The sequence below is a fragment of the Flavobacterium sp. genome, from assembly GCF_035292545.1.
Taxonomy (GTDB): Bacteria; Bacteroidota; Bacteroidia; order Flavobacteriales; family Flavobacteriaceae; genus Flavobacterium.
In genome coordinates, this window is record NZ_DATDPV010000067.1 from 82700 (window position 1) to 103706 (window position 21007).

Sequence of the window (21007 nt, forward strand, 5' to 3'; positions counted from 1 at the left end):
CTAAAGCATTAATAATTTCAGGTATTCTTCGGCAGAGACATTCTTGTAACCAGTCATACTGATGACTTTTCCGTTTTTGTCTAATAAGACAACCAATGGAAAATTTCCCTCTTTGTTATATTTTTCTGCTAATTTTTTATTGCTTTCCGTTAATTCGGCAGAAAGCAAGTGGGCTTTTTTCTTAGGGAAATCTGCTTTTAACAAAATTAGCTTACTTTTGCTTTCAGTTCTAAAAACTTCAGATTGCCAAACATTTTTATCTAGTTTGATGCATGGTGCACACCAATCAGACCCAGAAAAGACCAAAAGAATCTTTTTGTTTTGTTCAGTTGCTTCTTTTTTTGCTTCATCAAAATTAGTTTTCCAATCCTGAGAGTAACCAAGTGTTCCCAATAAAAGAAACACATATACCATTATTTTTTTCATGCTTTTACAATAAATATTTTAAAAAAATAAAAATCTGTTTTTTTATTTAAGAAGTAAAGTTATTGGTTTTATTGATAAAAGAATTTATGCTACTACGAATTTAAGCTAATATTAATTTTAGTTAAATTTAAAAAAAATCTAGGAATAGCTTTATCTAAAGTAATGGTTCATTTTTGGCTATTTTTGCAGTATCATTTTTTTATTTTGAGTTCTTTTTAATATATTTAGAAAAATCATACTATGTTTCGCCACAAAGGAAAAAACAGAACCTTTAGTCATAATTTACGTCTGGCAACATTACTGTCTTTTGTTGCGGGAATTGTAAACGTTACAGGTGTTTTAGCCGTAAAAACACTCACCACGAATGTAACCGGACATTTCGCTTTTTTTGCAGAAGAGTTATTGGTTCACAATTATTCAGCGGCATTAACCTTTTTTGTTTTTACTGTATTTTTTTTAATAGGATCCTTTACATCCAGTTTTCTATCCGAATATATGCTGAGAATTTCCCCTGAATTTTCTCATGTTGCTCCTATTTCTTTAGAAATCATAGTATTATTGGTTATTGGTTTTTTTGGAATACAAGCCGATTTAACTAACTTTAGCGGACAATTTATTGCATTTTCCATGCTTTTTGCTATGGGAATCCAAAATTCTTTAGTGACGAAAATATCGCAATCAACTGTAAGAACTACCCATTTAACCGGGCTTTTTACCGATTTGGGAATTGAATTGTCTCAATTGTTTTTTTATAAAAAAGAAGAGGAAACAAAAAAATTGAAGACCAGTATTTTTTTACGTCTTTCTATAATTACTTTTTTCTTTATTGGTTGTGTTTCAGGAGGGTTTATTTATCAGATAATAGAAATAAAAACGCTTTTAGTGGCGGCATTTTTTCTGATAATAGCACTATTTTATGATACTATCCGATTTAAATATTTGGTTACCCGAAGAAAAAAATCGCATCATTAATTACAACATGCCGTTGTATTTTCTAATGAACCATTCCGATGCCAGTAAAACAGCCAAAAGAACTAACAATAAGGTCCAATCTATCAGTGGGGTTTTTGTGGTTATTTCTTTTTGAGTTGCAGTATAACTGTTGTTTTCCAATAAACTCTTAATCAGACCTTCTATTTGATTCGGAAGATATGTTTTTCCTTGTGTTTGGGCAGTTAATTGATTTAATTTAATCAAATCCGGATTTACGAATTGCTTTTCAATATCAAAATCCAACACTTCAAAATAACCGTTATATGTTGTTTTGGAAGTCAATTCTTTTACGGTAAAATTGTATTTTCCGGCTGTAAGTCCATCAAGATTAACTTTAAAAGTGTTATTCCCTTTCAACAAATCGTAGTTTTTGGTTTGTTTGGTATCTTTATTGGTTAACGAGATTGTTAAACGCGCTTTTTCATCAAATTCGTAATTTTTGTTGAAATACTGTGCCGTGATTTCAATCGCTTCTCCAGAATTATAGAAACTCTCATGATTAACAACCAGCGCTTTTCTGGAATTACTGGAAGCCAAAAACTGAATGGTTTTATCCAAAAAAACATCGAATTTTTCAAACGAGTGATGGTCTAAATGACTTTGTAAACGCCATTTCCAAATATTTTCTCCCAAAAGAAAAGCCGTCCGTTTGCCTTGATTCTCTGCATAAGCCAATAATGGAGCATTCGTGGGAATATTTCGAATTCTGGAAGATAATAAAACATCAACATTGCCATTGGTCGTAACCGTTCCAAATGCATTTTGCAATGGCGGGAAATTTTCAAAACCAATATTGTCTGTTGCAAAGAGATTGAACTGAGAACTGAAATCCGCCAAATAATCTTCTTTTTGACTGCTCATTTTGAAAACCAAATTGCTTTGTTGTTGGTTCAAAAAAGCAAAATCTGTGTTGGTTCCGGTTATGATAAAAGCGTTAATCCCGGCTGTTTTGTTATTTTCAAAAACAGATTTGAATTCATTTGTTGGCTGGTATAAAATTAAAACATTATAATCTTGTAATGATTTGATTTGGTTTGGTTTAACAATAGTTACTTTACGTTGCGCATTAGTTTCAATCGCACGTTTAATAGCTCCAATGTCAGGATGATTTATAGCAGATACAATTGCAATTTCTGACTTTTGATCGATCACTTCTACTGCGAAATTCTTGGTATTATTATAGGTGTTTTTTTCTGGTTCTTTGGAAGAGACAGATGCTTTAAAAATTTGCAAACCCACATTATTTGCCGGAAGCAAAACATTGATAATTGCCGATTTTTTTGATGGCGAAAAAGAAATACTTTGTTTGTTCAAAACTGAATTTCCTTGTGAAATACTGAAATTTGCGGTAATGCTTTTGGTTCCTGAATAATTTAAAAACACTTCTACGGGAAATTTATTCTTGTGAAAAGCGTATTTATTGACATTCAGCTGATTGATTTTTAAATCTAAAAATGTGGTAGTATCTCCTAATACCAAAGGATATACTTTATTATTAGAGTCAAAACTATATACATAATCATTTCCCGAAGTCTGGTTTCCGTCGGTAATCAAAACCGTTGGATAAGTTTTGTTTTTGTAGATACTTTTTAGATTTTTTGAAACTTCTTCGAAATTGGACTGACTTCCTTTGAAATCAAATTTTTCAGAAAGCTCAAAGTCATTGTCAAATTGAAATGAAGCAATATCAAATTTTTCCTGCAAAGCCTTATTTGACACTAATTTTTCATACACTTCAAATGCCGTTTGATTGGCTTTTAAGTCCACTATTGAGCTCGAATTGTCTACTACAATCGGCAATGGTGTTTTCACAATTTCAAACGTTTTCTTTGTTATGATTGGATTAATTAATAACAATAAAATTCCGAAAACTGATAAAAAACGCAAAGAAGCCAAAAACAAGTACACTTTTGACTTGTTTTTGGCTTTATAAAAATATTGATAAAATGACAATGCAAATGCTGCAACTAAAGAAAGTACAATCAATAAAATAGCAGCTGTAGTCATTTACCTTTTTAGTTTTATGTCAACATTCCTCCATCAACATTCATAACCTGACCAGTAACGTAAGTACTCATATCAGAAGCAAAGAAAAGACAGGCATTAGCCACATCTTCGGCAGTTCCGCCACGACGCAACGGGATACTTTCTCTCCAGCCTTGTACAACATCTTCGTTTAGTTTTGCTGTCATCTCAGTTTCGATAAATCCTGGCGCAATGGCATTACAACGGATATTACGAGAACCTAATTCAAGGGCTACCGATTTTGTGAATCCAATAACACCCGCTTTTGAAGCAGCATAATTGGTCTGACCCGCATTTCCCTTCACTCCGACTACGGAACTCATATTGATGATTGAACCGGAGCGTTTTTTCAAAAATGTTTTTTGAATAGCTTTGGTCATATTGAAAACCGACTTTAAGTTAACTTCGATTACTTTATCGAAATCTTCTTCGCACATTCTCATTAATAAATTGTCTTTGGTAATTCCAGCATTGTTGATTAAAATATCCACTGTTCCAAATTCAGCGATTACGGCATCTACTAAAGTTTGTGCTTCATTAAAATCAGCTGCATTTGATTGATATCCTTTGGCTTTAATTCCTAAAGCGTTTAATTCGGTTTCAAGCACCATTGCTGATTCGGCAGATGAACTATAAGTAAAGGCTACGTTTGCTCCTTGTTTTGCAAAAGTTTCGGCAATTCCTTTTCCAATTCCGCGGCTTGCGCCTGTTATTATGGCTACTTTCCCTTCTAGTAATTTCATATTATTGTTTAAGTTTGATTCGTTAGAAATTGGAAACAAATATAGAAATTGTTTGTAGTTTGTAGTTTACAGTTTATACATTTTTTTTAAAGATTTTTCAAAAAATAGAAAATTTAAATTATTTCAATTAAACCATTTAAATTAATTCAAGTCATATCAATCAAACCATTAAAAAAACCAACCAAAACCAGCTAATTATGATAAAAAAAATTATGTTATTAGGCGGAATTTATTTCTTTTTGACCTCATGTAACAAAGATGATAACAATTATGAAAACTTACCTACCAATTTATATCCGAATGTTGAAGCGACTTTTGGAAGCAGTTTAGATTTAGGTAATCTGGATAATTATGCTACACAATTTATTCCGACTTATATCACTAAGGACAATTCCATTTTAAATCCTGTAACCGATAAAGGGGCAACATTAGGAAGAGTTCTCTTTTATGACAAAAATTTATCATCTGACAATACCATTTCTTGTTCAAATTGCCATGTTCAGGCAAATGCCTTTAGTGATTTGGCTGTTGTCAGCGATGGTGTAAACGGAACTACAACAAGACATTCCATGCGTTTAATCAATACCAGATTTGCTAATGAATCTAAATTCTTTTGGGACGAAAGAGCTTTGTCTTTAGAATTACAAACCACGATGCCAATCAAAGATCATGGAGAAATGGGATTTAGTGGTGCTAATGGTGATCCGGCTTTTGGTATTTTAATAACTAAACTCAGTACCATTGGCTATTATAAAGAACTATTCAAATTTGTTTATGGTTCCGAAGAAATTACCGAATCTAAAATTCAAACGGCTTTAGCTCAATTTGTAAGAAGTATTCAATCTTTTGATTCTAAATATGATGCGGGAAGAGCCTTGACGGCAAATGATAATCAGCCCTTTTCTAATTTTACAGCACAAGAAAATCTAGGTAAAAATTTATTTTTGGCACCTCCGGTTTTTAATGCAGCCAGTTCCAGGACTGGTGGCGGTGTGGGTTGTGCAGGGTGTCATGCTGCACCAGAATTTGATATTGACCCAAACACAGGTAACAATGGAATAATTGGTACTTTGAATGGAACAGGAATTGATATTACCAATACCCGCGCACCATCATTGAGAGATCTGGTCAAACAAGACGGAACAACAAATGGTCCGATGATGCATACTGGAAATCTTGCTACAGTACAAAATACAATCGGGCATTATGGAACAATCAATTTAGCGCCTGGAAATACAAATCTTGATCCAAGACTGAGGCCTAATGGCATTGGTCAGCAATTAAATTTAAATGCAACGGAGGTGAATGCTTTAATCGCTTTTATAAAAACATTATCCGGCTCGAATGTCTATGTTGATGCAAAATGGTCAAGTCCTTTTTAAATGAAACTAAAAAAGCTCCACAATTTGTGGAGCTTTTTTAATATAATAAATATAGTTTTAGATTTCTCTAGAATGCCACATTCCATCTTGGTAATTTCCCAGTTTCATCCAAGAAATTTTGTAAAATTTGTCCTTCTACAAATGTTGGGATTGCTTTTACTTTATCATTGAAAGTTTCAAACCAAAGCACTTCTAATCTTTCGATATTTTCTAATTTCATTTGTGCCGGCCAAGAATATTTTCTTCCTGTTTTTGCAAACTGGTGCCCGTTTACGATTTTGTCGTGCAATCCGCCATTTTTGCTTTTTAAGGTTCCGTCGTTTTGAACTGTTCCGGTAGAACTTACCATGATCAATTCTTTCTCTTCTCCATCAACAGCATAAACAAGGAAAATACCACTTCCGGTTTCGGATGCGTTACATACTTCTTCCAAACTATCATCAGTGGTGAAAGTAAAACTATTGTTGACTTTGAATTTTTTTAACTCTTTATACATTTTATCTCTTTTAATTTAAAAAAATACCCCACGAAAACCGTGAGGTATTAGATTTTATCTTAGGTTTTAGATTAACCTAAAACTTCTTTTACTTTTTTACCAATTTCAGCTGGAGAATCCACAACGTGAATTCCACATTCTTTCATGATGCGTTTTTTAGCTTCTGCCGTATCATCATCACCACCAACAATTGCACCGGCGTGACCCATTGTTCTTCCTTTTGGAGCAGTTTCACCAGCAATAAAACCAACAACTGGTTTACGGTTTCCGTCTGCTTTAATCCATTTTGCAGCATCAGCTTCCAATTGACCACCGATTTCACCAATCATAACGATACATTTGGTTTCCGGGTCATTCATCAACAATTCAACGGCTTGTTTTGTTGTAGTTCCAATGATAGGATCTCCACCAATTCCGATAGCTGTTGTAATTCCTAATCCTTGTTTTACTACTTGGTCAGCAGCTTCGTAAGTTAATGTTCCTGATTTAGAAACAATTCCAACCGTTCCTTTTTTGAAAACAAAACCTGGCATGATACCAACTTTAGCTTCACCCGGTGTAATTACACCTGGACAGTTTGGCCCGATTAAGGTACAATTTCTGCTTTTAATATATTCATTTGCTTTAATCATATCGGCAACAGGAATACCTTCTGTAATCGTGATGATTACTTTGATACCTGCGTCAGCCGCTTCCATAATTGCATCAGCTGCAAAAGCCGGCGGTACAAAAATGATAGTCGTATCAGCCCCTGCTTGTTCTACAGCATCTTTTACTGTATTGAAAACCGGACGGTCTAAATGAGTTGTTCCACCTTTACCCGGAGTAACACCACCAACAACATTCGTTCCGTATTCAATCATTTGAGAAGCGTGAAAAGTTCCTTCACTTCCTGTAAATCCTTGAACAATTATTTTAGAATCTTTATTAACTAAAACACTCATGATATATATATTAAATTATATTTTGATTATTGTGCTGCAAAAGTAAGGTTTTGATACCTAATTGTAAAGTTTTTTCAAACTTTATATTTGATAAATTTAAGACAACTGACTCATTTGGTACCCTCGGAATAATTTACCTTCCTTGACCTCCCATATTACAATGAAATGAGCCAATAACATTTCTTCTCTCGGATTTTCAATCGTTTTTACAAAATGAGAATAACGCACAGAAACTAAATTTTCCTCTTCGAGAATATGACTGATTTCAATTTTCGAATCTAAATAAGCAATACTAAGTTCATTCGATAATGCTACAATATCATCAGATTTCATTTGAATAAATCCTTTACTGCTATTCCAATCCAAAATAATTTCCGGATGCAAATAGGATTTCATCAATTCACTATTAACAAGCGCATCGGATTGGTAAAAATTTTGAACAAGTTCTTTAGCAGTCATATTTTATTTCAATTTACTTAGAATTTCAGGGATTTTCTTAATATTGGCCAACTGTTTCAATTTCTCACGTGATTCTTGCACCGGTGTTCCAAAATAGGTTTTTCCGCCTGCAATAGATTTTGTAACTCCTGTTTGTCCTAAAACTACAGCTTTTTCACCAATGGTAATTCCACTTGTTGTTCCGACTTGACCCCAAAGCGTCACATCATCTTCAATGATCACACAGCCTGCAATTCCGGTTTGCGAAGCAATCAGGCAATTTTTCCCAATTACGGTATCGTGGCCTACATGAACCTGATTATCGATTTTGGTTCCTTCTCCAATAGTGGTATCGCCAGTAACACCTTTGTCAATTGTACAAAGTGCGCCGATACCAACATTGTTCTGGATAACCACTCTTCCTCCGGAAATCAATTGATCATAACCATCGGGGCGTTTCTTATAATAAAAAGCATCCGCACCAAGAACGGTTCCTGCGTGAATAACCACATTATCACCAATTATGGTATGGTCATAAATTGAAACATTGGAATGAATCCGACAATTTACCCCAATGACCACATTGTTTCCAACAAAAGTATTTGGCTGAATTACAGTCCCTTCGCCTATCCTGGCTGAATCAGCAATTGAAGTATTTGAAGACTGAAAAGGCCTGAAATATTGTGTCAATTTATTGAAATCTCTAAAAGGATCATCAGAAATTAAAAGCCCTTTTCCTTCGGGACAATCTACATTTTTATTAATTAAAACAATAGACGCCGCCGATTGCAATGCCTTATCATAGTATTTTGGATGATCAACAAAAACAATATCTCCGTGTTCGACAACATGAATTTCATTCATCCCGCGAATCGAAAAATTTTTGTCGCCAACAAACTCACAATTGAGCATTTTGGCAATTTCTTGTAAAGAATAGACTTTTGGAAATTTCATAAATAACTATTCTTTCACACGCTCCATATAAGAACCTGATGTTGTATCGATTTTAATTCTATCCCCTTCATTGATAAACAATGGAACGTTTACTGTTGCTCCGGTTTCAACCGTTGCCGATTTTGTAGCATTCGTAGCTGTATTTCCTTTTATTCCTGGCTCTGCATAAGTAACCTGAAGTATAACAGATGCTGGCATATCTACCGAAAGAGGTAAATCAGTTTCGGTATTTATACTTACCATTACGTTTTCTCCTTCTTTTAATAAATCTGGTGAATCCAGAATGTTTTTATTCAAAGAGATTTGTTCAAAAGTTTCTGTATTCATGAAATGAAATAAATCGCCTTCTGGATATAAAAATTGAAATTTATGGTTTTCAACTCTTACTTCTTCAATTTTATGTCCGGCAGAAAAAGTATTGTCCAAAACTTTTCCGTTAGTAAGACTTCTTAATTTTGTTCTAACAAATGCTGGTCCTTTTCCCGGTTTAACATGAAGAAATTCAATGATTTTGTATATGTCATTATTGTATTTAATACACAATCCGTTTTTAATATCTGATGTAGATGCCATTTTGATGTTTTTTTAATTCGTTGTTTTGTTAATTGTCAAAAATAAAATTATTGACTTTTTAATAATTTCCTGTATAACCTTTCATTACTCCTCTTGAAGAATTTCTGATAAAATCCAAAATTTCATCACGCTCAGGAGTTGCTTCCATTTCTGCTTCAATGATGCCAATTGCTTGGGTTGTATTGTAATTTTTTTGATACAGAATTCTATAAATTTCTTGTATTTCCCTGATTTTTTCAGTCGAAAAACCTCTTCTTCTTAATCCAACGGAGTTAATTCCTACGTATGATAAAGGTTCTTTTGCTGCTTTTGTAAATGGCGGAACATCTTTTCTTACCAATGAACCCCCGGAAATCATAGCATGATCGCCAATGTGAATAAACTGATGAATAGCTGCCAAACCTCCAATAATAGCATATTTCCCAACGATAACGTGTCCTGCAAGAGCAACACCATTAACAATAATAGCATTGTCGCCAATATGACAATCGTGTGCAATATGCGCGGTTGCCATGATTAAACAATTCTTACCAATGGTAGTTTGCCCGGAAGCAATAGTTCCTCTGTTAATGGTAACGCATTCTCTAATGGTTGTATTGTCTCCAATAATAGCCAATGAGTCTTCGCCTCCAAATTTTAAATCTTGGGGTACAGCCGAAATAACAGCTCCTGGAAATATATTGCAATTTTTTCCTATTCTTGCGCCTTCCATGATGGTTACATTGGATCCTATCCAGGTTCCGTCTCCAATAACAACGTTATTATGAATGGTAGTAAATGGCTCTATGACTACATTTTTGGCGATTTTTGCGCCGGGATGAACGTATGCTAAGGGTTGATTCATAATTTAGTTTTATTGTTTTTTTGCAATTTGAGCCATCAATTCTGCTTCTGCCACTAATTTTCCGTTGGCATAAGCATGGGCTTGCATATGGCAAATCCCTCTTCTGATTGGCGTAATCAAATCACATTTGAAAATTAAAGTATCACCTGGTAAAACTTTGTATTTGAACTTTACATTATCTATTTTCATAAAATAGGTCAGGTAGTTTTCCGGATCCGGCACAGAACTTAAAATTAAGATTCCGCCGGTTTGTGCCATAGCTTCAACAATGATGACACCAGGCATTACCGGTGCACCTGGAAAATGTCCTACGAAGAAACTTTCGTTCATGGTAACATTCTTTAAACCAACAACATGACTGTCTGACATTTCAATAATTCTGTCAATAAATAAAAATGGGGGTCTGTGTGGCAAAATACTCATAATCTTATGAATATCCATCAAAGGTTCCTGATTCAAATCATAAACAGGAACATGGTTTCTTTGTTCTATTTTGATAATCTTGGCCATTTTTTTCGCAAATTGAGTATTTACGAAATGGCCTGGTTTATTGGCAATAACTTTCCCTTTTATTCGGGTGCCAATCAAGGCTAAATCACCAACTATATCAAGCAGTTTGTGTCTTGCGGCTTCATTTGGATAATGCAAAGTAAGATTGTCTAAAATACCGTTTGGCTTTACTGAAATGTCCTCTTTTCCAAAAGCTGTTTTTAAATTTTCCATTGTGCTTGCAGAAATTTCTTTATCTACATAAACAATAGCATTATTTAAATCGCCTCCTTTGATTAATCCGTTTTCTAAAAGTGATTCTAACTCATGAAGAAAACTAAAGGTTCTTGCATCTGCAATTTCAGTTTTAAAATCAGCAATGCTTTTCATGGTGGCATTTTGGGTCCCTAAAACTTTAGTCCCAAAATCGACCATAGCGGTAACTTGATAATCATCGCTTGGCATAACCAGGATTTCGCTTCCGGTAGCTTCGTCAGTAAAAGAAATAATTTCTTTTACAACATAAACGTTTCTTTTGGCCTCTTGTTCCTCAACGCCTACTTTCTCTATTGCTTCTACAAAATATTTTGAAGAACCGTCCATAATTGGCGGTTCTGAAGCATCCAGTTCAATAATAACATTATCTACATCACAACCAACAAAGGCTGCTAAAACATGTTCTGAAGTTTGAATTTTAACGCCTAATTTTTCTAAATTGGTGCCTCTTTGTGTGTTTACCACATAATTCGCATCGGCCTCAATAATAGGATGCCCTTCCAAATCTACCCTAACAAAGGTATATCCATTATTAATTGGTGCTGGTTTGAAAGTCATTTTTACTTCCTTCCCAGTATGCAGTCCAACTCCAGTCAAAGAAATTTCGGATTTGATGGTTGTTTGTTTAACCATTGTTTACGCTTTTATTGTTTATCATTAGTTTTTTTAATTCTTCAAATTCAGTCATTATTTTCGGCAAATTCTTGAAGTGTACATACGATTTACTATAATCACTATAGCTAAATGCGGGGCTTCCTTGCAAGATTTCACCATCTTTTACATTTTTTCCTACTCCGGATTGTGCCTGAATGCGAACATTATTCCCAATGGTTAAATGTCCTGCTATTCCAACCTGACCGCCAATCATACAGCTTTTACCAATTTTGGTAGAACCTGCTATTCCAGTTTGGGCCGCAATCACGGTATTTTCTCCAATTTCAACATTATGGGCAATCTGAATCTGATTGTCCAATTTCACTCCTTTTCTGATAATTGTAGACCCCATTGTAGCTCTGTCAATTGTTGTGCAAGAGCCGACATCTACATTGTCTTCTATAATTACATTCCCAATTTGTGGGATTTTACTAAAAGTCCCATCTTGATTTGGGGCAAAGCCAAAACCATCTGCTCCAATGATAGCACCGGATTGAATCACACAATGATGACCAATTTTGGTTTCCGAATGTATTTTTGCACCCGCAAAAATAGTAACATTATCTCCAAAGATAACATTATCTCCAATAAAACAATTGGGATAAATCTTGACATTATTTCCTAAAACAACATTAGCACCTATGTAACTAAAACTTCCTAAATAAAGATTTTCGCCATATTTAACATTTTCAGAAATAACTGATGGTTGTTCTATACCATTTTTTTTGCTTTTGGCCTGATCGTAAAATTCCAGTAATTTTGAAAAAGCCAAGTAAGCATCGTCTACCTTTATAAGCGTAGTGGTCAAATCTCCATCAGGAATAAAAGTATGGTTTACAATGGTTATTGTTGCCTGAGTAGTATATATATAATTATTGTATTTTGGATTTGCCAAAAAAGTTAAAGAACCGTTTATTCCTTCTTCAATTTTAGACAATGTATGAACTTCAGCCTTGGGATTTCCAACAACTTCACCTCCTAAAATCTCCGCTATTTGTTCTGCTGTAAATTTCATCTTGACAAAAATATAAAAAATAGATTTTAATTATTAATTTTCAACCAGTTGTTTTGGAAAACAAATGTAGTACTTAGTAACCGGTTTTGATAACGCCTTCAAATTCAATTGATCGGAAGCTTCCACTACATCTTCAATAGTTTTGTCTTTTTTCAGAATTCGTATGGGTTCCGCCTCTTTACTGTAGGCTTGGTTTTTTATTTTTCCTTTGAAAACGAAATAACTCGCTTCTTGTAATGAAATGTTATTTAATTTTGAAAAAGCAGCAATATAACCATCAGCCTCTTCTTTGGTAAACTTTTCGCTGTTTAGTTTTATTTTTAATAAGTCTCTGTTGATAATCATTTTACTTAAGGAACTCAAAATAAAATCATCATGAGTTTGCCAGGATTTTAAAGCACTAACAATATCGTAATCATCTAATTGCGAAAATTTATCAAGCGTTCCATTATCGAAAGTGTCCATCTCGACTTTATTTTGCATAAAAAAAAGTAATGGTTCACTACAAGGCAAAACAATGCCTTTCTGAGTCAATTCTTTAGCCCTTTTTAAGGCTTTCGTCAATATCAATTCGGCGACTAAACTGGTTTTATGAAAATAGACCTGCCAATACATCAACCGTCGGGCCATTAGGAATTTTTCGACCGAATAAATGCCTTTTTCTTCGATAACCAAAGTGTCATCCACAACAGTCATCATCTGAATCAAACGATCGGAATTGATATTTCCTTCGGCGACACCAGAATAAAAACTATCCCGTTTCAGATAATCCATTCGGTCCATATCCAACTGACTGGAAATGAGTTGCAGCATAAATTTTCGATGGTATTCACCTTTAAAAATTTGAATTGCCAAATCCAATTGTCCATTAAAATCTTCGTTTAATTTATTCATAAACAACAACGAAATGGCTTCATGATTGACATCTTCTACGATACTGTGTTCCATGGCATGCGAAAATGGTCCATGTCCAATATCGTGCAATAAAATGGCAATATATAACGCTTTTTCTTCTTCTTCAGAGATTGAAATTCCTTTAAACCGCAATACTTCTATGGCTTTCTGCATGATGTGCATACAACCCAAAGCATGATGAAAACGAGTATGATGCGCACCTGGATAAACTAAATAGGACAATCCCATTTGAGAAATACGTCGCAATCGTTGAAAATACGGATGCTGAACTAAATCGTAAATAAAAGGATTGGGGATGATTATAAATCCGTAAATCGGATCGTTGAGGATTTTTAATTTATTGATTTGAGTCACTTTTTTGATAGAATTTTGGAAAACAAAGATAGCAAATAATAGGTTTATAAACATTCAACTAATTTCAACGCTAAAATCTTATACTTTTAAGTGATAATTATATAACTTTTAATCATAATTATATGATTAAATTAAGACTTAAATCACCATCTTTACAGCCAAATACAGGAAACTTAATTTTATTGAAGAAATTGGAAATCCTGTTTTATTTGGCTATTTTTATACCGTAAACCACAAAATTTGGATTTGAAAAAATACTTTAGAAAAAGCGCAAAAATCTTACTTTGGACAATCGCTTCTGTTATCGCGTTGTTTTTGTTATTGGTGCTTCTTTTTCAAATTCCGTATGTACAAAATAAGATTAAAGACAAAGCGGTTACCTATTTAGAAGGAAAAATTCATACGAAAGTGACTATCGGACGCATTGAAATCGGGCTTCCAAAGAAAATTATTCTGGAAAATGTGTATGTTGAAAGCCAGGAAAAAGATACGCTTTTGTATGGCGATAAATTAGCGGTCAACATTAATCTTTTCCAATTAATAAACAATCAGGTCGATATAAATTCGATTGATTTAAAAGGGATTACCGCAAATATCAAAAGAAATAAAGACTCCGTTTTCAATTTCGATTATATCATCAAAGCATTTGCCTCTAAAGAAAAACCGAAACCCGATTCTAAACCAATGACAATTTCGATTGACGAAGTCAGTCTGGATAAAATCAAGGTGAAATTTGAAGATGCCATTACCCGAAATGATTTAAATTTTTACTTCAATCATTTCAATACCAAAATTGAAAAATTTGATGTGGATAACCTGGATTTTGAAATTCCAAAAATCAAACTCGACGGATTAAACCTGAAACTAAAACAAGGGCAACTCGTTGAGGAAATTGCAGAAAACACAGCTGAAGTGGTGGATTCGCTTTCAAGAAACTCCAATATAAAATTAAAATTTGGAGAAATTGCATTATCAAAAATCAATATTGGATACGACAATGCCGGAACCCAACTCAATACAGGATTAAAATTAGAAAAAATGTTAGTCCGAATGAATGTTTTTGATCTTCAAAAACAAATTATTGATATCGAAAGTCTGGAAATTGACGACATGAAAAGCGGTTTGACTATTGGAAAATTCAAGACTGTAAGGAAAACGGCAGTTGCTGATTCTGAAACAAACACTACTTCTAACAATTGGAAAATTAAAGTAAACCAAGCCGATTTAAAACTAATTGATTTCCGTTTTGACGATGAAAATGCGGCGCGTTTAAAAAAAGGAATCGATTATAAACATCTTGATTTAAAAGACTTTAATTTAGATGGAGAACAGTTCAGTTATACTGCTGATGTGATTTCAGGAAAAATATATGCCTTTAAGGCTCGGGATAAAAGCGGTCTGAATATTCAATCTTTGAAAACCGAATTTTATTATGGTCCGAAATCAGCCTATGCTAAAAAATTATATTTAAAAACGCCACAAACTCTTTTAAAAGATCAGATTATTATTGGGTATCCATCAATTGCTTCATTAACAAAAAACATTGGTGCCATGGATATTAATGCTTCATTAATAGGAAGCAAAGTCGGGTTTAAAGACGTACTGATTTTTGCTCCGGAATTAGCCAATACGAATCCTTTCAAAAGCAATCCGAATGCTATTATGACCATTAACGGTAAGGTCATTGGAAAATTAAATAACATTAAAATTGCAAATCTTGAAGTCAGCGGTATCGGTGATACGAGAGTTGCAGCCAGCGGAAAGATTACCGGATTGCCCGATATGAAGAAAGCGTATTTCGATTTGAACATCAAAAATTTAGTCTCTACCGCAAAAGACATCAATCAGTTTGTTCCGTCAGGTTCAATACCAAATACCATTCAGCTGCCTTCACAACTGGCTGCTAAAGGTACTTTTAAAGGGACAATCAATGATTTTTTCACCAATTTAAGCCTGACCAGCAGTTATGGTGCGGCAACCGTTAAAGGAAATTTCGATCAAACCAGAAAAAATTACGAGAAATATCAGGCAGATGCCGAACTGACTAATTTTGATATTGGAAAACTTATCAAAAACAAAGAACTTGGAAAAGTAACTTTAAAAGCCAAAGTAAACGGAACGGGTTTCAATCCAAAAACCGCTAATGCTACTGTGGACGGAAAAATAGCCAGCGCACAGTACAATAAATACACCTATCGCAATGCCAATCTAAAAGGCAATATCAAAAGCGGAACTTACAACGCCACGATAGTGATGAATGATCCCAATCTGGCATTTGATTTGGTGACCAACGGAAGTTTCAAAGACAAATATCCGGCCGTTAAATTAAAAATGAATGTGGATATTGCCGATTTGGAAAAACTGAATCTTCATGCCGGCCCTTTAAAATTAAAAGGACAAATTGATGCTGATATTCCGACTGCTGATCCGGATTACCTTAATGGAACCATCAATCTGCATCATATGAAAATTGCGAATGTAAAAGGAGAATTCATTTTGGATACCATTAATATCATAGCAACGGCAACACCGGAAAAAAATGAAATTGCTGTAAAATCAGAGTTTTTGGATGCCAATGTTACCGGAAAATATAATCTGACACAAATAGCCGATGCAATATCCAATTCAATTGCTAAATATTACGATTACGATCCTTCTGCTAAAAAAATAAAAACAGAACCACAACAATTGGTATTTACCCTGACAGTAAAAAATACGCCTGTTGTCATGCAATTAGTTCCTGAATTGAAAGGATTGGAACCACTTTCGATAACCGGTCGATACAACTCCGTTAACGATTCTATTGTTCTGGATGGCAAAATTCCTAAACTGATTTATAACGACATTACGATTAGCAATGCTATTATTAAAGTTGATACCAAAGAGGAGGCTTTAGTTTACAACATTGAAGTAGATAATATTGTTAATCCTCAAATGAACCTGCCGTATACTAATTTATCCGGTACTGTTAAGGATAATATTGCCAACTATACTTTGCAATTAAAAGACATTAAAGACAAAGAGCGTTATCTTATCGCCGGAAATTTGAAAGCGTCTGGTAATAATACCGAAATTAAATTAAATGACAATTTGGTATTGAACTATGATTCCTGGAAAATGGATGCCGACAATCTGTTGCGTTTTGGGAAAAGCGGGATTTATGCTAATGCCGTCGACCTGAGCAAAGACGGAAGTGCCATACACATCCAATCGCAATCCGAAAAACCAAATGCTCCAATAGCGGTTGATTTTAAAGATTTCAAAATCGAAACCATTACCAGTATCGTTCAAAAAGATTCATTGGTTATGGGCGGAAGAATTAACGGAAATGCTTTACTGACAAATTTAACTAAAAGTCCGGTTTTCACCGCCGATTTAGAAATTGCCGATTTTAGTTTCAAAACCGATACAGTGGGATCCTTAAATATTAAAGTCAATAACGAAATTGCGAATACCTATAAAGCAAACGTCATCCTGACCGGTCAGGGCAATCAGGTAAATTTAGACGGCTTTTACAAAACAGGTACCGGTAATTTTGATATGGATCTGGATATGCAAAAGCTGAATCTGAAAAGCATCCAGGGATTTTCTATGGGCAATATAACCGAAAGCAGCGGATTTTTATCAGGACAATTCAAAATAAAAGGAACGGCGAAAGAACCTAAAGTAAATGGCGATTTGCAATTCAATGATATTGCCTTTCGGGTGAAACAGCTCAACTCCTACTTCAAATCGATGAATGACAAAGTCGTGATCAATGACAGCGGAATTCTTTTTGACAACTTCACCATAAGCGACGAAGAGGATAATATCCTGATTGTAGACGGGAAAATGACCACGAATAATTTCATGGATTACGGATTAAATTTAGCTATAAATGCAGATAATTTCAGAGCAATGGATTCAAAAGCCAAAGACAATGATTTGTATTATGGAAAACTGTATTTAGATACCCGCCTGCAAGTAACGGGCGATTTAAGCAAACCTATTGTAGAAGGAAATATCAAAGTTAAAAAAGGCACCGACCTGACCGTTATATTGCCACAAGATGATCCTTCTGTAGCCGATCGTGAAGGTATTGTGGAATTTATCGATCAGGATCATCCCGAGCTGAATAAAACCATTGTACTTGATTCGATAAGCAATACGAGATTCAGAGGAATTGAAGCTTCCGTAAATATTGAAATTGACAAGGAAGCCGAATTAAGCCTGGTTATTGACAAAGGAAATGGAGATTATTTAAAACTAAAAGGCGAAGGCCAACTGAATGGCGGAATTGATCCATCAGGAAAAACGACCTTAACAGGAAGATATGAATTTACCGGAGGTAGCTATGAAATGACCTTTAACCTGATCAAAAGAAAATTTGATATCAAAGAAGGCAGTTACATTTTATGGACCGGCGAACCTACCACTGCTGATATCAATATAACGGCTGTTTATAAAACGGATGCCGCTCCCATCGATTTATTGGGCGACCAATTGGGCGATATGACACCTGAAATAAGAAATACATATAAACAAAAAATCCCTTTTGAAACCAATCTGGTTATGAAAGGTGATTTGATGAAACCCGAGATTACTTTTGATATTATTCTGCCGGAAGGTAATAATACCGTTGCCGCAGAAATTATAACCGGTACGCAAACCAAACTGGCCCAATTGCGTCAACAACCCTCAGAGTTGAACAAACAGGTTTTTGCATTATTGTTATTGAACCGTTTCATTGGAGAAAATCCTTTTGCCAGCGAAGCCGGTGGTATTACGGCAGAATCTATAGCCAGACAAAGTGCCAGTAAAATTCTGTCGCAACAATTAAACAATTTAGCCGGCGATTTGATTAAAGGGGTGGATCTTAATTTCGATTTAAATTCCTCAGATGATTATACTTCGGGACAACAGCAAAGTAAAACCGATTTGAGTGTGGGTGTAACAAAACAATTGCTAAATGACCGATTGAAAGTCACTGTCGGAAGTACTTTCGGATTAGAAGGACAACAACAAGCCAATCAGGCTGCCAATACCATTGCTGATGATATTTCACTGGAATACCAACTTTCCAAAGACGGAAGATACCGTGTGAGAGCCTACCGCAAAAACCAATATCAGGTGGCTTTACAAGGCCAAATTATCGAAACCGGTGTCGCTTTTATCATCACGATGAATTACAATAAATTCCGTGAATTGTTTCAAAAAGCAAAAACAGAAAAGTCCCAATTGAAAAAGAAAGTACCCGCTCCAAAAAAGAAATAACATGAAAATAAAATCTTTATATTATACTGTTTTCATACTCTTTTTGGCTTCCTCCTGTAGCAACATCAAGTATTTGCCGGAAGGCGAATCGCTCTATGTAGGCGGAAAAGTAAAAGTCGAAGGAAAGGAAATCACCAAAAAAGAACGCAAAAAATTAAAGAACGAATTTGAAGATTTACTGCGGCCAAGACCCAACAAAAAAATCCTAGGCTTACGACCAAAATTATACATCTATAATTTGGCGGGGGAACCCAAAAAAGAAAAAGGAATCCGCCACTGGCTTCGAAATAAAGTCGGCGAAGCTCCCGTTCTGTATCGTCCGATGGCTTTAGATTACAACACCAAAGTATTGCAGAACCATGCGGAAAACAAAGGGTATTTCAATGCGCAAACCACTTCCGAATCGAAAGAAAAAAAGAGAAAAGTAACGGCTTATTTCACCGTAAAACCATTCCGCCAATATAAAATCAAACAAGTCATTTTTCCTTCGGATTCTACCGAATTAGAAAAAGCAGTGTCAGCGACTAAAGACAAAAGCTTCCTTAAAGTGGGCGAAGGCTATGATTTGGATAAAATTAAAGCTGACAGAGAGCGAATTGACCTGTATTTAAAAGAACAGGGCTATTTTTATTTCAGTCCCGATTTTTTAAAAGTGCAGATCGACAGCACTGTGGCCGACCATCAGGTAGATTTGATTGTGAAAGTAAAAGATGAGACTCCGGCAATAGCAAAAAAAGTTTTCCGAATCAATGATATTATCATTTATCCAAATTATTCGCTGTTGACAGCTGATTCCTTAAAAACCAGCAAATCGATAACAAAATACAAAGATTTCACGATTATAGATCCTGAAAACCTTTTCAATCCGAGGATTTTTGACCGAACGCTGTATTTCAAAAAGAATGATCTATACAACAGAACCAATCACAATTTGTCCTTAAATAGATTGGTAAATCTGGGTGTTTTTAAATTCGTAAAAAACCAGTTCAAAGTGGCGGATACCACAGGAAACTATCTGGATGCCTATTATTATTTAACGCCATTGACCAAAAAATCGATTCGTGTGGAAGTATTGGCCAAAACCAATTCGGCGAATTATACCGGAACAGAATTAAATGTAAACTGGAGCAACAGAAACACTTTCAAAGGAGCGGAATTACTGACCATTAGTGCTTTTGGCGGATTAGAAGTCCAAATGTCAGGACTTAATAAAGGCTTTGATGTTTATCGTGTCGGAACAGAAGCCAGCTTAATCTGGCCGCGATTTATTGCACCGATAAAAACAAATCCGTCCAGCGGTTTTGTACCGAGAACCAAAGCTACTTTGGGTTATGAATATCAAAACAGGGCCAAATTGTATTCCCTGAATTCAGTAAAAGGGTCGTTCGGTTATTTATGGAAAGAAAACATTCGCAAGGAACATCAGCTCAACATCGTGGATATCACTTTTGTGAGTCCGACCAATGTGACCGATTTATACAAAGAGCAAAGCCTACAGAATTCTACCTTAAACAAAGTGATCGAAAAGCAGCTTATTTTTGGTTCGACCTACTCCTACACCTATACCAATACGATGGAAACGGCAAAAAGGAATACTATTTATTTCAAAACCGGATTCGATCTGGCCGGAAATGTTGCCGGATTGCTTACCGGTGCCAATGTAAAAAAAGGCGATACCGTGACGGTTTTCAAAGTGCCGTTCAGTCAATTTATGAAAGTGGAAGCCGAGTTCCGACATTATTTTAAAATAAATGAAAAAGTACAAATCGCCAGCCGTGTTATTGCCGGTGCGGGTTACCCTTATGGAAACTCCTACGAATTACCTTTTATCAAACAGTTCTTTATTGGCGGAACCAATAGCATCAGGGCTTTTCGGGCGCGATCTATAGGTCCGGGAACGTATGATGCGACCACCGAAACGACTGCTTTTTTACCCGATCAGTCCGGTGATTTGAAACTCGAAATGAATACCGAATTAAGAGCCAAACTGTTCAGTATCGTGCATGGCGCCTTGTTTGTTGATGCCGGAAACATCTGGCTGATGAACAAAAATGATGACAAAGCGGGTTCCCAATTCTCTGGTAAATTCATGAACGAACTCGCTGTGGGAACCGGTGCCGGATTGCGTTTCGATTTTTCATTTTTGATTTTACGAACCGACCTCGCCTTCCCTATCCGCAAACCCTATTTGCCGGACGGACAGCGTTGGGTTTTAGATCAGGTGAATTTTGGC

At 35.2% G+C, this 21007-nt stretch carries 16 protein-coding genes; 4 read left to right on the forward strand and 12 right to left on the reverse strand.

Annotation, left to right across the window (positions count from 1 at the left end):
• Positions 1-426, reverse strand: a complete 426-nt coding sequence (locus VI621_RS11435; protein ID WP_324218522.1) for a thioredoxin family protein — start codon at positions 424-426, stop codon at positions 1-3.
• 240 nt (positions 427-666) lie between these two features.
• Here VI621_RS11435 and VI621_RS11440 point away from each other — a divergent pair, with 240 nt between their 5' ends.
• A complete protein-coding gene (locus VI621_RS11440) occupies positions 667-1398 on the forward strand; it encodes a YoaK family protein (protein ID WP_324218523.1) in 732 nt (243 codons plus the stop codon).
• On the opposite strand, the gene VI621_RS11445 is transcribed toward VI621_RS11440, so the two are convergent.
• Together VI621_RS11445 and fabG are read right to left on the reverse strand one after the other, a co-directional pair.
• Entirely contained in the window at positions 1399-3426 is a 2028-nt protein-coding gene (locus tag VI621_RS11445; RefSeq protein WP_324218524.1) for a hypothetical protein, read from the reverse strand. It lies immediately after the preceding gene.
• Positions 3427-3440: 14 nt separating this feature from the next.
• On the reverse strand, positions 3441-4187 hold the full coding sequence (gene fabG, locus VI621_RS11450; RefSeq protein WP_324218525.1) for a 3-oxoacyl-[acyl-carrier-protein] reductase: 747 nt from the start codon (positions 4185-4187) through the stop codon (positions 3441-3443).
• A gap of 197 nt (positions 4188-4384) precedes the next feature.
• On the opposite strand from fabG, the gene VI621_RS11455 reads away from it, so the two are divergent.
• Positions 4385-5569 carry a cytochrome-c peroxidase gene (locus tag VI621_RS11455; RefSeq protein ID WP_324218526.1) on the forward strand — a complete coding sequence of 395 codons (1185 nt, stop codon included), beginning with the start codon at positions 4385-4387 and terminating at the stop codon, positions 5567-5569.
• Positions 5570-5636: 67 nt separating this feature from the next.
• On the opposite strand, the gene VI621_RS11460 is transcribed toward VI621_RS11455, so the two are convergent.
• The 9 genes from VI621_RS11460 to VI621_RS11500 all read right to left on the reverse strand — a co-directional run bounded on the left by VI621_RS11460 (position 5637) and on the right by VI621_RS11500 (position 13521).
• On the reverse strand, positions 5637-6065 hold the full coding sequence (locus VI621_RS11460; protein ID WP_324218527.1) for a hypothetical protein: 429 nt from the start codon (positions 6063-6065) through the stop codon (positions 5637-5639).
• Positions 6066-6136: 71 nt separating this feature from the next.
• Positions 6137-7009, reverse strand: coding sequence for a succinate--CoA ligase subunit alpha (sucD, locus tag VI621_RS11465; RefSeq protein ID WP_324218528.1), 873 nt, complete (start codon positions 7007-7009; stop codon positions 6137-6139).
• A gap of 96 nt (positions 7010-7105) precedes the next feature.
• Positions 7106-7468 carry a nuclear transport factor 2 family protein gene (locus VI621_RS11470; protein ID WP_324218529.1) on the reverse strand — a complete coding sequence of 121 codons (363 nt, stop codon included), beginning with the start codon at positions 7466-7468 and terminating at the stop codon, positions 7106-7108.
• 3 nt (positions 7469-7471) lie between these two features.
• The gene (locus tag VI621_RS11475) at positions 7472-8401 is read right to left on the reverse strand and encodes a UDP-3-O-(3-hydroxymyristoyl)glucosamine N-acyltransferase (RefSeq protein ID WP_324218530.1); all 930 of its coding nucleotides are present in this window, start codon (positions 8399-8401) and stop codon (positions 7472-7474) included.
• 6 nt (positions 8402-8407) lie between these two features.
• Positions 8408-8974 (reverse strand): elongation factor P, encoded by a 567-nt coding sequence (efp, locus tag VI621_RS11480; RefSeq protein WP_324218531.1) that lies wholly within the window; start codon positions 8972-8974, stop codon positions 8408-8410.
• A 58-nt stretch (positions 8975-9032) separates the two neighbouring features.
• Positions 9033-9818 (reverse strand): acyl-ACP--UDP-N-acetylglucosamine O-acyltransferase, encoded by a 786-nt coding sequence (gene lpxA, locus VI621_RS11485; RefSeq protein WP_324218532.1) that lies wholly within the window; start codon positions 9816-9818, stop codon positions 9033-9035.
• 9 nt (positions 9819-9827) lie between these two features.
• The gene (locus VI621_RS11490) at positions 9828-11216 is read right to left on the reverse strand and encodes a bifunctional UDP-3-O-[3-hydroxymyristoyl] N-acetylglucosamine deacetylase/3-hydroxyacyl-ACP dehydratase (protein ID WP_324218533.1); all 1389 of its coding nucleotides are present in this window, start codon (positions 11214-11216) and stop codon (positions 9828-9830) included.
• Positions 11209-12252, reverse strand: a complete 1044-nt coding sequence (gene lpxD / locus VI621_RS11495) for a UDP-3-O-(3-hydroxymyristoyl)glucosamine N-acyltransferase (protein WP_324218534.1) — start codon at positions 12250-12252, stop codon at positions 11209-11211. Before lpxD ends, VI621_RS11490 begins: the two co-directional genes overlap by 8 nt.
• Positions 12253-12285: 33 nt before the next feature.
• The gene (locus VI621_RS11500) at positions 12286-13521 is read right to left on the reverse strand and encodes an HD domain-containing protein (RefSeq protein ID WP_324218535.1); all 1236 of its coding nucleotides are present in this window, start codon (positions 13519-13521) and stop codon (positions 12286-12288) included.
• 246 nt (positions 13522-13767) lie between these two features.
• On the opposite strand from VI621_RS11500, the gene VI621_RS11505 reads away from it, so the two are divergent.
• Positions 13768-18774 (forward strand): translocation/assembly module TamB domain-containing protein, encoded by a 5007-nt coding sequence (locus VI621_RS11505; RefSeq protein ID WP_324218536.1) that lies wholly within the window; start codon positions 13768-13770, stop codon positions 18772-18774.
• Position 18775: 1 nt separating this feature from the next.
• The coding region (locus VI621_RS11510) for a BamA/TamA family outer membrane protein (protein ID WP_324218537.1) at positions 18776-21007 on the forward strand (2232 nt) is incomplete at its 3' end.